The 13,377-nt window shown below is 73.2% G+C and carries 10 protein-coding genes; 4 read left to right on the top strand and 6 right to left on the bottom strand.

All coding sequences use genetic code 11. The features are described 5' to 3' along the window. The first annotated feature begins 8 nt into the window (after positions 1 to 8). Both KPL59_RS05290 and KPL59_RS05285 read left to right on the top strand, forming a co-directional pair. Positions 9 to 2,879 carry an FtsK/SpoIIIE domain-containing protein gene (locus tag KPL59_RS05290; protein WP_226360099.1) on the top strand — a complete coding sequence of 957 codons (2,871 nt, stop codon included), beginning with the start codon at positions 9 to 11 and terminating at the stop codon, positions 2,877 to 2,879. Then, positions 2,876 to 3,238 carry a hypothetical protein gene (locus KPL59_RS05285; RefSeq protein ID WP_139318938.1) on the top strand — a complete coding sequence of 121 codons (363 nt, stop codon included), beginning with the start codon at positions 2,876 to 2,878 and terminating at the stop codon, positions 3,236 to 3,238. The genes KPL59_RS05290 and KPL59_RS05285 overlap by 4 nt, the downstream gene beginning before the upstream one ends. Before the next feature lie 43 nt (positions 3,239 to 3,281). Here KPL59_RS05285 and KPL59_RS05280 read toward each other — a convergent pair whose 3' ends face one another. Together KPL59_RS05280 and KPL59_RS05275 are read right to left on the bottom strand one after the other, a co-directional pair. After that, positions 3,282 to 4,712 carry a CitMHS family transporter gene (locus KPL59_RS05280; protein WP_226360098.1) on the bottom strand — a complete coding sequence of 477 codons (1,431 nt, stop codon included), beginning with the start codon at positions 4,710 to 4,712 and terminating at the stop codon, positions 3,282 to 3,284. Between the two features lie 125 nt (positions 4,713 to 4,837). After that, a complete protein-coding gene (locus KPL59_RS05275) occupies positions 4,838 to 5,014 on the bottom strand; it encodes a DUF6104 family protein (RefSeq protein ID WP_020623156.1) in 177 nt (58 codons plus the stop codon). A gap of 87 nt (positions 5,015 to 5,101) precedes the next feature. Here KPL59_RS05275 and KPL59_RS05270 point away from each other — a divergent pair, with 87 nt between their 5' ends. Beyond that, a complete protein-coding gene (locus KPL59_RS05270; RefSeq protein WP_226360097.1) occupies positions 5,102 to 6,310 on the top strand; it encodes a DUF418 domain-containing protein in 1,209 nt (402 codons plus the stop codon). Between the two features lie 166 nt (positions 6,311 to 6,476). Beyond that, complete coding sequence (locus KPL59_RS05265; protein ID WP_226351445.1) at positions 6,477 to 6,953, top strand: hypothetical protein; 477 nt, start codon at positions 6,477 to 6,479, stop codon at positions 6,951 to 6,953. 64 nt (positions 6,954 to 7,017) lie between these two features. Here the strand turns inward: KPL59_RS05265 and KPL59_RS05260 are convergent, their stop codons facing one another. The 4 genes from KPL59_RS05260 to KPL59_RS05245 form a co-directional block, all read right to left on the bottom strand. Beyond that, complete coding sequence (locus KPL59_RS05260; RefSeq protein WP_374111593.1) at positions 7,018 to 10,893, bottom strand: multifunctional oxoglutarate decarboxylase/oxoglutarate dehydrogenase thiamine pyrophosphate-binding subunit/dihydrolipoyllysine-residue succinyltransferase subunit; 3,876 nt, start codon at positions 10,891 to 10,893, stop codon at positions 7,018 to 7,020. A gap of 210 nt (positions 10,894 to 11,103) precedes the next feature. Beyond that, on the bottom strand, positions 11,104 to 11,883 hold the full coding sequence (locus KPL59_RS05255) for a hypothetical protein (RefSeq protein WP_226360095.1): 780 nt from the start codon (positions 11,881 to 11,883) through the stop codon (positions 11,104 to 11,106). 186 nt (positions 11,884 to 12,069) lie between these two features. Next, positions 12,070 to 12,246 carry a hypothetical protein gene (locus tag KPL59_RS05250; protein ID WP_226351443.1) on the bottom strand — a complete coding sequence of 59 codons (177 nt, stop codon included), beginning with the start codon at positions 12,244 to 12,246 and terminating at the stop codon, positions 12,070 to 12,072. Positions 12,247 to 12,329: 83 nt separating this feature from the next. Further along, a complete protein-coding gene (locus tag KPL59_RS05245; protein WP_226360094.1) occupies positions 12,330 to 13,358 on the bottom strand; it encodes an LLM class F420-dependent oxidoreductase in 1,029 nt (342 codons plus the stop codon). Between the last annotated feature and the right edge of the window lie 19 nt (positions 13,359 to 13,377).

Here is a 13,377-nt window from a genome sequence, read left to right as displayed (position 1 = left end):
CGCCCCTGATGGCCCGTCGTCCGAACCGCCGCGAGCGGATCCGGTTCGCCTTCGACGGGTTCCACCGGGCGGCGTCGCGGGCACTGGGCGCGGCGGAGGGACGCCGCGACCGGGCCGCGACCCGGCACGCCGAGGTCATGGCGGAGCTGTGGCTGCGCGAGACCGGCTACGACGCCGCGCGCCGCGACCCGGGGCTCTCCCGGTTGTTCGACAACCCACGGCTCGACGGCGTCCTCGCCCGGGTCGCCGAGGACCGGGCGCACGTGTTCGACCGCTGGCAGGGCGACTCCCCGCAGACGCTGTCGGAGATCGTCGCCGACGCCACCCCGGGTGCCGCCGGTGACGACCCGACCGACTGGAAGCCGGTCGCGGGCGCCGTGGAGCCGACCGGTCCGGTGCCGGAGATGTGGGTGCTCGGCACCGGCTCGGTGGAGGGCGGCGCCCCGTTCCGGGTCGCGGTCCCGCTGCTCGACGGCGCGCACCTGCAGGTGGTGTCGACGCCGCGCTCCCGCGACCGGGCCGAGGCGATGGTCGAGCAGCTGGTCCTGCGCACCGTGCGGTACTTCCGGCCCGGCGCGGTGAACGTGCACGTCTGGGACGTCGGCCAGCTCGCCGGCGCGCTGCCCGGGCTGTACCCGCTGACCCGCACCGGGCTGCTGACCGTGCACGACCCGACCCGGCTGGGGCGGCTGCTGGACCAGCTCGCCGACCGGATCCGCCGGGTGCAGACCCGGGTGCTCGCCGACGGCGCCACCTCGCTGCGCGAGCTCGCCGACCGCACGGGGGAGCGCCCGGAGGCGTGGCTGGTGGCGGTGCTCGTCGGCAACGGCCGCGAGCTGCCCGAGGCCGAGCTGCGCCAGCTGCAGCGGGTCGCGCGCGGCGGGGTCGCGGCGGGGGTGCAGCTGGTGCTGCTCGACGTCCCGGCGGCGCTGCCGCGTCCGGTGGAGACCGTCGACTTCGGGGACCCGCCGGGCGTCGACCCCGCCGACGACCGGCAGCCGGTCCCGGTGCGGACGTCGGTGACCGGGCCGCACGTGCTCGTCGAGCCGGACCCACCGGTGCCTGCCGACGCCGTCACCGCGGTGTGCGAGGCGATCGCCGCCGGGCACGAGCAGTGGCGCGGACGGCTGGGCGCGTTCAAGGACATGCTGCCCCGGCGGCGTGGCGAGGGCCGCTCGCACGACGGGCTGAAGGTCGTCGTCGGGCACGAGGACGGCATCCCCGCCGAACTGAGCCTCGACGACCACTCCCCGCACGCACTCGTCGGCGGGCCGAGCGGGTCGGGCAAGACGAACCTGCTGCTGGCCTGGATCGCCGGCCTCGCCGCGCACTACGGCCCCGACGAGGTCGAGCTGTACCTGCTCGACTTCAAGGAGGGGGTGTCGTTCACCCCGTTCGCCCCGGCCCCCGACGGGCACCGCGCCGACAGGCTCCCGCAGGCCCGCCTGATCGGCGTCAACATCAACACCGACCGGGAGTTCGGGCTCGCGCTGCTGCGCCACCTCTCCGAGGTCATGCGCAGCCGCGCCGAGGCCGCCCGCCGGCACGGCGCGACCAAGCTGGCCGAGCTGCGGGCCGAGCGTCCGGACCTGCGGCTGCCGCGGATCGTCGCGGTCATCGACGAGTTCCAGTTCCTGTTCACCGGCCGGGACGCGGTCAGCGCCGAGGCGACCGCGCTGCTGGAGGACGTCGCCCGGCGCGGCCGCTCGCAGGGCGTGCACCTGGTTCTGGCCAGCCAGGACGTCTCCGGCATCGACGCGCTGTGGGGCCGTTCGGCGATCTTCGAGCAGTTCGTGCTGCGGATCGCGCTGCCCCGCGCGCGGCGGATCCTTGCCCAGGACAACGAGGCGGCGCTGGCGCTCCCGCGCTGGCACGCGATCGTCAATCACGACTCGGGCGTCGCGCACGGCAACCGGGTGGTCCGGCTGCCCGAGGCGGGCGGCCCGGTGGTCCGCGACGTCCAGGTGACCGCGTTCGCCGACTTCCCGGACACCCAGGAGCCGGTCGTCTTCGACGGTGCCCGCGCCCCCGGGTACGACGCGCTGGCCGCCCGGCTGCCCGCCGACGGTGTGCCCCGCGCGCTGGTCGGGCAGTTCGTCGACGTGCACGGCAGCCCCGCGGCCGCCGAGCTGTCCGACGGTCCCGGCCGCAACCTCGGGGTGATCGGGCCCGACGCCCGCGTCGCCGTCCCGCTGCTGTGCTCGGCCGTCCGCTCGGTGGCTGCGTCGCTGCCCGACCCGGCCAGCGCACAGGTCGTGCTCGTGCCGCTGGCCCCGGACGCGGCGGCCGCCGCGGACGGGCTCGCCCCGGACCTGCCCGGCACGGTGGAGAAGGTCTCCGCCGACGGGTTCGCCGCCCGCGTGGCCGAGCTGGCCGCGACGGTCCGCGCCCGGGCGGCGACGGGCGGCGGAGGGCATGCACCCCTGCTGGTCGTGATGTTCGGCGCCGATGCCGCGGAGTCGATGCTGGACCGCGCCGGCACCGAGGACCTGCGGGCGCTGCTGCGTCACGGCCCGGGTGTCGGGGTGCACGTGCTGGGCTGGTGGCAGGGCGCGCAACGGTTGAAGACGCTGCTGGCCCCGCCGGGTGCGGCGATCGACGACCTGGGTGCCTGGGTGGCGACCGGCGTGCAGGGCACCGACCTGGTGGCGCTGCTGGGCGGGCAGCCGCTCGACTGGACGCCGACGCCGGGGCGCGCGCTGTTCCTCGACCGCTCCCGGCACGGACGCCCACAGCTGGTCATCCTGACCGACGCCGGGGGCGGCGGCTCGGACACCTTCTCCGGTGGCGGCAGCTCGGACACCCTCGCCGGACGCGGTGGCTCGGGCACTCTCGCGGGTGGCGGCGGCTCGGGGACTCTCGCCGGAGGTGGGGCGTGAGTGCGGTGGAGCGTTACCGGGCGGTGGTGTCCGAGCTGGCCGGCGCCGTCGTCGACCTGCGGGAACACGACGCCCGGCGGGCCGAGGAGCTGCGCCGCGAGCTGCGTGGCACCGAGCGGGAGCTGCGCGAGGCCGCGGACCGGCTCACCCTGGCCCGCGGCATGTTCGAGCTGCGCTGGGAGGCCGCGTTGCAGCTGATGTGGGCGGCCGAGGAGCCGGGGCGGCCCCGGCCACGACCCGACCTGCGGGCCGACCCGGACGAGCACGCCGCGCTGGAGGAGGCCGCCGACGAGGCTCTGCGCGAGCTGCGCTCCTCGGGCGACCGGCGGCTGTTCCGCCTGCGCCGCGACGACGACTGACCCCGTCCCGCGCCTCGCACCGGGCCCGCGCCGCACCGGGCGGTCAGCCCAGCGGGACGACGCCCAGCAGCAGCGCGACCCCCAGCATCACCAGCGAGCAGACCGCGGCCCGCCAGATCACCTTGCGGTGGTGGTCGGCCAGGTTGACCTTCGCCAGCGAGACGAGCAGCAGCAGCGCCGGGACCAGCGGGCTGGTCATGTGCACCGGCTGGCCGATGATCGAGGCGCGGGCCATCTCCACCGGGGCGATGCCGTAGTGGCCTGCGGCCTCGGTGAGGATCGGCAGGATGCCGAAGTAGAACGCGTCGTTGGTGATGAAGAACGTCAGCGGCATGCTCAGCACCCCGGTGATCACCGCGAACCAGGAGCCGACCGACGGCGGCACGGCCGAGACGATCCCGTTCGCCATCGCCGTCACCATGCCGGTGCCCGACAGCACCCCGACCAGGACCGCGGCGGCGAACACCATGGACACGACGCCGACGATGGACTTGGCGTGCGAGGTCACCGCACGGAGCTGGTCCTCGGGCTTCGGGAAGTTCACGACCAGGGCGATCGCGGCGGCCGCGACGAACACCAGCGACAGCGGCAGGACGTCCATGCCCAGCAGCACCAGCAGCGCGACCGTGAGCCCCAGGTTGAACCAGATCAGCTTCGGCCGCAGGGTCGGGCGGTTCGGGTCGAGGGTGCCCCCGAGGTAGTCGGAGGCGCCACCGGCGGAGCCCGACGCCGGGCGGTCGGCACCGTGCGTGCCGTCGGTGCCGGTGCCCCCGCCGACCAGGGCGGGCTCGCGCACCGCCACCATCTCGTCGGCGACGACCGACAGCGTGCGGCCCGAGGCGAGCAGCCGCTTGCGCTCGGAACGACCGAGCTGCCAGGCCAGCAGCAGCACCGTGGCGATGCCGGCCACCATGCCCGGGACCATCGGGTTGAACAGCTCCGAGGGGGACACGTTCAGCACCGTCGCGGCGCGGATCGTCGGGCCGCCCCAGGGCAGGATGTTGAGCACGCCGTTCGCGAGGTTGGCGACGACGGTCAGCACCACCGGGCTCAGCCCGAGCCGCAGGTAGATCGGCAGCAGCGCGGACACCGTGATGATGAAGGTGGTCGAGCCGTCGCCGTCGAGGGAGACGACCCCGGCCAGCACCGCGGTCAGCACGACCAGGCGCACCGGGTCGTTCTTCACCGTGCGCAGCACGAAGCGGATCAGCGGGTCGAACAGCCCGACGTCGATCATCGTGCCGAAGAAGATGATCGCGAAGAACAGCAGCACGGCCGTCGGCGCGAAGTCCTTGAAGGCGGACGAGATCGAGTCGACGACGCCGTCCTCACCCGGTTCGGACAGGCCGGTGCCGGTCACCACGAGGGCGAAGGTCAGCGGGACGAGGACCAGCGCCAGTGTCGGCGCGAGCCGCTTCGACAGGATCAGGTACATGAAGACCGCGATCATCGCGGACCCGAGAACGATGAGCATCGGTGCTCCTCTTCGACGGACGTGTCGAGGAGCAACGCTAGGTCCGGACCCCGGCCCCGGTCCCGCTTGCGGACACAGCCCACGTAGTGGTCGCTGCGTGCCCTGTGGTCGTTGTGGTCACGGGGTCACTCGTCGTCGGCGTCGTCCCGGGCGAGAAAGCTCGACAGCCGCTCGACGGCCGTCTCGAACTGCGGGTTCGCGTCGACGAAGGCGCGGAGCCGGTCGGCCAGCCACTCGACGCTGACCTGCTCGTCGCCGCGCCGGTCGACGAGCTCCTCGATGCCGCGGTCGGTGAAGTACATGCCGGCGAGGATACGGCGGGCACTGCTTGACCCGGACGCGACGGCATCGTTTCCGATGGGTCTCCCACCGCCTCGTGAGGAGACCCCATGTCCACCGCGCCACCCGCGGCGACCGTCGCGCCGACCCCGGTCGGCGACCGTGCGCTCGCCCCCGACCTCGCCCGGGGGGCGATGCTGCTGCTGATCGCACTGGCCCACGCCCCATGGTTCGCCTACACCTCGGAGCTGGGGGCCACGCTGCTGCACGCCGCGGACGGCGGGCCGGCCGACCGGATCGCCCAGATCGTGACGATCACCGCCGTCGACGGCCGTGCCTGGACGCTGTTCGGGTTCCTGTTCGCCTACGGCATCGGGCAGCTCTACGCCCGCCGCATCGCCGGTGGCGGCACCGATGCGCAGGCACGACGGCTGCTGCGCACCCGGCACTGGTGGATGCTCGCGTTCGGCCTGCTCCACGCGGCACTGCTGTGGCAGGGCGACATCCTCGGCACCTACGGCCTCCTCGGCCTGGTGCTGGTCCCGCTGTTCCTGCACCGCAGCGACCGCACCCTGCGGACCGTGGCCGGCGTGCTGGTCGGACTGGCCGTCGTCGTCCCCACGGTGACCGGCGTGCTCGCACAGTTCGCCGGCGGCGGCACGCCCACGGCCGTCGCGCAGCAGGTGGCCCTGTCCACGCCGGGCTGGCTCGCCACCCTGCCGTTGCGGCTCGGACTGTGGGTCGCGGCGCTCCCCGGGGCGTTCCTGACCCTGGTGATGCCCGCCGCGGTGCTGCTCGGGCTGCTCGCCGCGCGGCACCGCGTCCTGGAGGAGCCGGGCCGGTACCTGCCCCTGCTCCGCCGCACCGCCGTCGTGGGCATCGCCGTCGGCTGGTCGGCGGGGCTCGTCCAGGCGCTCGTGCACGTCGGCGTCGTCGTCCTGCCGGACCCGGGCGCGTTCGCCGGTCTGCACATCGCCACCGGGATCTTCGCCGCCCTCGGCTACGTCGCGGTGTTCGGCCTCGTCGCGCACCGGCTCGGCACCCGTCCGGTGGCGCCGCTGCCGGTCCGGGCCCTCGTCGCGCTCGGCCGCCGGTCGCTGAGCGGCTACCTGGCGCAGTCGCTGCTGTTCGTGCCGCTGCTCGCCGCCTGGGGCCTCGGGCTGGGTGCCCACCTCTCGGGCTGGTCGGCGTCGCTGGTCGCGGTGGGGGTGTGGCTGCTCACCGTCGTCGTCGCGTACCGGCTCGACCGGGCCGGTGTCCGGGGGCCCGCCGAGACCCTGCTGCGACGGCTGACCTACCGCTCGGCCGCCCGTCGGTGACCCCGCTCCGGGGGTGGCGGCGCGGTGGCCGCGCCGTGACCGTCGGCGTGCGGTGGCACCGCGGACGGAGGATCCCACCGGCCCGCGGGAACCCCACCGAGGGGCCGCACTAGCGTCCGGTGCGGCCGCACCCGTGGCCCGCCGCCCCCGACGCACCGGAGTACCGATGTCCCGTACCGAGCCCCTCGCCCGCACCCTGCACGACGTCGGACTGGCCGCCTGGTTCGGCGGGTCGCTGATGGGCGTCACCGGACTGAACGGCACGCTCGACGCCGTCGGCGACCCGGCCGAGCGCGAGCGGCTCGCCGGGGCCGGCTGGGGCCGGTGGGGCCGGATCGGCAGTGCCGCGATGGCCACCCACCTGCTGGGGGGCGCGGGCCTGCTGGTGCGCGACGTGGCCCGTGCCCGGCGCGAACCCGCCGCCGCCACCGCCGCGGTCTCCCGGGCCGCGCTCACCGGCGCCGCGCTCGCCGCGACCGCCTACGCGGGTGCCCTGGGACGGCGTGCCGGGTCGGACGCCCCGGCCGGTGCCGGTCCGGCCGCGCCGGAGCCTGCCCTGGCGCGCCGGATCCGGGCGGTCGAGTGGGCCGTGCCCGCGTTGACCGGCGCCGCGGTCGTCGTCGGTGCCGTGCGCGGACGCTGACCCCGCACAGCACGACGGCCGGGCGGGGGGAGTCCCCGGCCCGGCCGTCGTCGTCGCGTGTGCCCTAGCGGGCGAACGCCTTCTCGATCAGCTCGGCCTGCTCGACCTCGTGCACCTTCGACGAGCCGGCGGCCGGGGCCGCCATCCGCCGCCGGGACACCCGGGTGAAGTTGCCCTGCAGCTGCGGGAGCTTCTGCGGCAGCTCCAGGCCGTAGTACGGCCACGAGCCCTGGTTGGCCGGCTCCTCCTGGACCCAGCGGATGTCACCGGCGGCCTCGGGGTAGCGCTCGAGGACGGCGGCGATTTCCTCGGCCGGCATCGGGTAGAGCCGCTCGACCCGGACCAGCGCGGCCTCGTCGACCGACTCGTCGCCGTTCTTGCGGCGCTTGTCGCGTGCCGCGGCCAGCTCCCAGTAGATCTTGCCGGAGCAGAAGAGCACCCGCTTCACGCCGGAGACGCGCTCGCCCTTGCCGGCGTGCTCGGGGTCGTCGATGACCGGGCGGAACCGGCCCTCGGTGAAGTCCGACAGCGGGCTGACGACCTGCTTGGCGCGCAGCATCCACTTCGGCGTGAACACCACCAGCGGCCGGCGCACCCCGTCCAGGGTGTGCTGGCGCAGCAAGTGGAAGTAGTTCGCCGGCTCCGAGGGCAGCGCGACGGTCATCGAGCCCTCGGCGCACAGCTGCAGGAAGCGCTCGATACGCCCGGAGCTGTGGTCGGGGCCCTGGCCCTCCAGGCCGTGCGGCAGCAGCAGCGCGACGTCGGAGAGCTGGCCCCACTTGGCCTCACCGGAGGAGATGAACTCGTCGATGATCGACTGGGCGCCGTTGACGAAGTCGCCGAACTGGCCCTCCCACATCACGAGCGCGTCCGGGTTGGCGACCGAGTAGCCGTACTCGAAGCCGACCGCGGCGAACTCCGACAGCGCCGAGTCGTAGGGCAGGAACCGGCCCTGACCCTCGGCCAGGTTGCGCAGCGGGAAGTACTCGGCGCCGGTGTGCCGGTCGATCAGGACCGAGTGCCGCTGCACGAAGGTGCCGCGACGGGAGTCCTGACCGGACAGCCGGACCAGCCGGCCGTCCATCGCCAGCGAGCCGAGGGCGAGCAGCTCGGCGAAGGCCCAGTCGACGTCGCCCTCGCGGGACATCTTCTCGCGCTTGCGCAGCACGGGCTCGACCCGCTTGTGCACCGCGAACCCCTCGGGGAGGTTGGTGTGCACGTCGCCGATCCGGTGGACGACCTCGAGCGGGACCGAGGTGTCGAGGTCGGACGGGACGAGCTGCTCCGACTCGATCGACGGCGAGATCACCGGCGGGGTCTTCTCGAGCTCGCGCACCTCGTTGAAGACGTGCTCGAGCTGGTTGGAGAAGTCCTTGAGCGCCTGCTCGGCCTCCTCCATGGTGATGTCACCACGGCCGATCAGCGACTCGGTGTAGATCTTCCGGACGCTGCGCTTGGCGTCGATGATGTCGTACATCGACGGCTGGGTCATCGAGGGGTCGTCGCCCTCGTTGTGGCCCCGGCGCCGGTAGCAGATCATGTCGATCACGACGTCGTTGTTCCAGCGCTGGCGGTACTCGACGGCCAGCTTGGCGACCCAGACGCAGGCCTCCGGGTCGTCGCCGTTCACGTGGAACACCGGCGCGCCGATCATCTTCGCCACGTCGGTGCAGTACTGCGAGGAGCGCGAGTGCTCCGGCGCGGTGGTGAACCCGACCTGGTTGTTGACCACGACGTGCACGGTGCCGCCGGTGCGGTACCCGCGCAGCAGCGCGAGGTTCAGCGTCTCGGCGACGACACCCTGGCCGGCGAACGCCGCGTCGCCGTGCATGAGCACCGGCAGCACGGTGAAGCCGCCGTCGCCCTTGTCGAGCAGGTCCTGCTTGGCGCGGACGATGCCCTCCAGCACCGGGTCCACGGCCTCCAGGTGCGACGGGTTCGCGGTCAGCGAGACGGCGGTCTCGCCGTCGCCGAACATCCGGAAGTACTTGCCCTCGGCGCCGAGGTGGTACTTCACGTCGCCGGAACCGTGCGCCTGGCCCGGGTCGAGGTTGCCCTCGAACTCGCGGAAGATCTGGCTGATCGGCTTGCCGACGATGTTGGCCAGCAGGTTGAGCCGGCCGCGGTGCGGCATGCCGATGACGACCTCGTCGAGCTCGCGCTCGGCGGCCTTGTCCAGCACGGCGTCGAGCAGCGGGATGACGGTCTCGCCGCCCTCCAGCGAGAACCGCTTCTGCCCGACGTACTTGGTCTGCAGGAAGGTCTCGAAGGCCTCGGCCGCGTTCAGCCGGGACAGGATGTACTTCTGCTCCGAGGAGTCCGGCTTGACGTGCGGGACCTCGATGCGCTCCTCGAGCCACTTGCGCTGCTCGGGGTCGGCGATGTGCATGTACTCCGTGCCGATGGTGCGGCAGTAGGAGTTGCGCAGCAGGCCGAGCACGTCGCGCAGCTTCATGTGGCTCTGCCCGCCGAACCCGCCGACCGCGAAGTCGCGGTCGAGGTCCCACAGGGTCAGGCCGTGGCTGAGGACGTCGAGGTCGGGGTGGCGGCGCTGGCGGTAGTTCAGCGGGTCCGTGTCGGCCATCAGGTGGCCGCGGGTCCGGTAGGACTCGATCAGCTCCAGCACGCGGGCGGTCTTGTCGACCTCGCCCTCGGGGAAGTCCTGCACCCAGCGGACCGGCTCGTACGGCACCCGCAGCGAGGCGAAGACGTCGTCGTAGAAGCCGTCCTCGCCGAGGAGCAGCTGGTGGATCCGGCGCAGGAAGTCGCCGGACTCGGCGCCCTGGATGATCCGGTGGTCGTAGGTCGAGGTCAGGGTGATGATCTTGGAGATGCCGAGCTCGACGAGCCGCTCCTCCGACGCACCCTGGAACGCGGCCGGGTACTCCATCGCGCCGACGCCGATGATCGCGCCCTGGCCCACGGTCAGCCGCGGCACCGAGTGGTTGGTGCCCAGCGTGCCCGGGTTGGTGAGGCTGATCGTGGTGCCGGAGAAGTCCTCGGCGGTCAGCTTGCCCTCGCGGGCCTTGCGGACCATGCCCTCGTAGGCCTGCCAGAACTGCGCGAACGACAAGTTCTCGCAGCCCTTGATGGACACGACGATCAGCGTGCGGCTGCCGTCCTTGCCCGCCATGTCCATGGCCAGGCCGAGGTTCACGTGCTCCGGCGTCGCGACCGAGGCCTTGCCGTCGGTCTCGACGAAGTGCCGGTTCATGTTCGGGAAGTCGGCCAGGGCCCGGACCAGCGCGTAGCCGATCAGGTGCGTGAACGACAGCTTCCCGCCGCGGGTGCGCTTGAGGTGGTTGTTGATGACGATGCGGTTGTCGGCCAGCAGCTTGGCCGGGACCGCACGGACGCTGGTCGCGGTCGGCAGCGTGAGGGACGACGTCATGTTCTTGGCGATGGCGTTCGCGGCACCGCGCAGCGGGGTGGTGGTCGCGCCACCCCCGTCCTGCGCCGGCTTCGCGGCCTTGGAGCCGCTGCCCGCGGCCGGCTTGGCCGACGACCCGTTCGACGACGCCGGTGCCGGGGCGCTCGCGGTGCGCAGGCGCTCCTCGGCGGGCGGCGGCTCGGCCTTCGGGGTGACCGGCGGCGGGACGTCGCGAGAGGTGGCGGTGCCGTTGCCCCCGGCCTTCCCGCCGTTCGTCACGGCCTTCTGGGCCGGAGCGTCGCCGGAGCCGGCCGCGCCGGTCCCCTTGCTGCTCACGGTGCCGTTCCCGGTGCCGTGCCCACTGCCCTGGTCGTCCTCGGTGCCCGCGCCGCGGGTGACACCACCCGAGGAGGTCGGGGCGGAGCCGTTGCCGGAGGAGGTGTCGTCGGACTCCTCGGTCCCGACGGACGACGAGGAGGAGGCCTTCTCACCGCCCTTGCCGTAGTCGGCGAAGAACTCGTGCCAGGCCGGGTCCACGGCCGACGGGTCCTCCTGGAAGCGCTGGTACATCTCCTCGACGAGCCACTCGTTCGGACCGAAGTCGCTCGCCTGATGGGAGGTACTGCTCGATGACACTCTGCGTCAACCGCCTTGATAGCTGCTCGATTTTTCGCGACCGGCTACCAGGTTAGTCCCCTTGGCGCGAGACCGGGCAGTGTGCCGGGTCCCACTTCGTGATCGTTTCGTGATCGACCGCCCGCGGACGGCGAGCGGCACGATTCAGAAGCCGGGCGGGGAGCCGAGCACGGCGACCACGGAGGTCTGCGTGGTCGTCTCGGCGACGACGGTGCCGACCGGCGGGCCCACGCGGGCCGGGCGCCGGACGGTGTCGCGCTCGCCGGCGTACTGCCCGTCGACGGGGGAGATCAGCAGCTCGGTGCGGACCGGACCGTCGTCGTGGACGAGGGTGGGGTGCCGCTCGCCGTCGAGGTTGTCGGTCTCGCCGAGGGAGACGGCGGGCATCCGGCGCAGCGCGGCGTAGAGCACCGCGCGCAGCTCGGCGGGGACCCGGCAGGTCCGCAGCGCGCTCACGGCGCTCGGGAACGGGCCGGTGTAGCCGCGGCCGGGCGGGCTGTCGGCGATCAGCCGGTCCAGCATCGCCGCCGGGTCGCGGGGCAGGCCGGCGAGGAACGCCTCGGTCGGGTTGGCCCACGAGCCGACCTTCGCGGCGGGCCGGTGGCCGTGGAGCTCGGCGTAGAAGTCGCCGTGCGGGGCGCGGAAGCGGCCGGTGGGCCACTGGTCGGCGATGTCGAAGCCGTCCTCGATCGCCGCCGCGCCGTCACCGCACAACCAGTGCACGCGGCCGGTCAGCTCGCGGTCGAGCAGCCAGTCCTGGGCCGGGTCGAGCGGGGTCCACTGCTGGAGCAGGTGCTCGCTGTAGTGGACACAGAGCTCGTCGCGGGCGAAGCAGGTCCCCATCCACCAGGCGTGCGTCGCCGTGTGCCGGTACTGACCGGGGGAGATCGGCTCGTCGGAGGTCCGGATGGCGAGCTCCAGCAAGTCGGTCTCCTCGTCATGTCGCGAGTCCTGTCGCGGGTGCCCCGCCGGGGGTTGCCCGGAGCACCGTGAACCGTGGATGACGTCACACATTCTCTACGCCCCGCCTACGAGCCGTGACAGGACCCCCCGGTACTGGGCCGAACGGCGCAATGTCGCAGGTCCCTCCGTCGGGGGGCGGCGTGGCGCTCACGCGGCCGCGCCGCGGCCGGACGGCCGGAGCCCGCGGTGGCGTCCGGCGCGACGGGGGACGGGCCCTGGCCCGCGCAGGCGGTGCGGCCCGGAGGGCCCGGCGAACCGGGCTCCGGCCACGACCGCGTCGCGCTCGTCGGGGGTGAGGTCCTGACCAACGGTGCTGTCGACCACGTCACCCAGATGAGCACGCCCGCGCGGGCCCGGCAAGCCGGGACCCGGGACGTCGACCCAGGACATCGACCCAGGACGTCGACCTACGACATCCAGGTCTTGAGCTTCTCGAACGTGTGGTTCACGTCGTTGGTCATCGGGTTCACGTGCAGGTGGGTGATCCCGTTCTCGCGCAGGGCGGCGATCCGCTCGCGGACGTGCCCCTCGGGGCCGATCAGGGTGACCTTGTCGATGAAGTCGGCGGGGAGGGCGGCCATGGCCTCCTCCTTCTTCCCGTCCAGGTAGAGGTCCTGCACGGTCTTCGCCTCGTCGACGTAGCCCTGCTTGGCGAACACGGTGTTGTAGAAGTTCTTCCCGCGGGCCCCCATGCCGCCGATGTAGAGCGCGTAGAGGCCGCGGGCGGCCTGGCGGGCGGGCTCGAAGAACTCCTCCTCGAGCGCGACGATCCCGCCGCCGGTGATCTGCAGCGGACCCAGCTCGGGGGCGCGCTTGGCGTAGCCGGCCTGCAGCGCGGGCCCGAAGACCTCCTGGATCTTCTCCGGTAGCACGACGTGCGGGAGCCAGCCGTTCGCCAGCTCCGCGGTCATCTCCAGGTTCTTCTCGCCCAGTGCGGCCACCCAGACCGGGATGTCGGCGCGCTTCGGGTGGTTGATGATCTTCAGCGGCTTGCCGAGGCCGGTGCCGCCGGGCAGCGGGATCGGGTAGAGCCCGTCGTTGGTGAGCTTCTCCTCCCGCTTCCAGACCTTGCGGCAGATCTCGATGATCTCGCGCGTGCGCCCGACCGGCTTGTCGTAGGCGACCCCGTGGAATCCCTCGATGACCTGCGGGCCGGATGCGCCGAGGCCCAGGTTGAACCGACCGTCGGACAGGGCGTCGAGGCCGGCCGCGGTCATCGCGGTCAGGGTGGGGGTGCGCGAGTAGATCGGCAGGATCGCCGACCCGATCTCGAGACGCTCGGTGCGGGCGGCGAGGTAACCGAGCAGGGAGACGGCGTCGAACGAGTACGCCTCGGCGGCCCAGACGACATCGAGGCCGGCGCGTTCCATGTCGGTGACGGCGTCCGCGTTGCGGATCGGGTCGTCGCCGTAGGGGAGGACGGTGGAGAGCTTCACTCCCCGTTCAGTACTCACA

The organism is Pseudonocardia sp. ICBG1142 (assembly GCF_020496255.1).
Taxonomy (GTDB): Bacteria; Actinomycetota; Actinomycetes; order Mycobacteriales; family Pseudonocardiaceae; genus Pseudonocardia.
Note: the sequence above shows the minus strand (reverse complement) of the source record. Positions and strands in the feature narration are given on the sequence as shown.

Bases quoted from the DNA above. Each gene is read 5' to 3' on its own strand.
- KPL59_RS05270 (WP_226360097.1), top strand. From the start codon at position 5,102: ATGTCCACCGCGCCACCCGCGGCGACCGTCGCGCCGACCCCGGTCGGC.
- KPL59_RS05275 (WP_020623156.1), bottom strand. From the start codon at position 5,014: ATGTACTTCACCGACCGCGGCATCGAGGAGCTCGTCGACCGGCGCGGC.
- KPL59_RS05265 (WP_226351445.1), top strand. From the start codon at position 6,477: ATGTCCCGTACCGAGCCCCTCGCCCGCACCCTGCACGACGTCGGACTG.
- KPL59_RS05260 (WP_374111593.1), bottom strand. From the start codon at position 10,893: ATGTACCAGCGCTTCCAGGAGGACCCGTCGGCCGTGGACCCGGCCTGG.
- KPL59_RS05280 (WP_226360098.1), bottom strand. From the start codon at position 4,712: ATGCTCATCGTTCTCGGGTCCGCGATGATCGCGGTCTTCATGTACCTG.
- KPL59_RS05290 (WP_226360099.1), top strand. From the start codon at position 9: ATGGCCCGTCGTCCGAACCGCCGCGAGCGGATCCGGTTCGCCTTCGAC.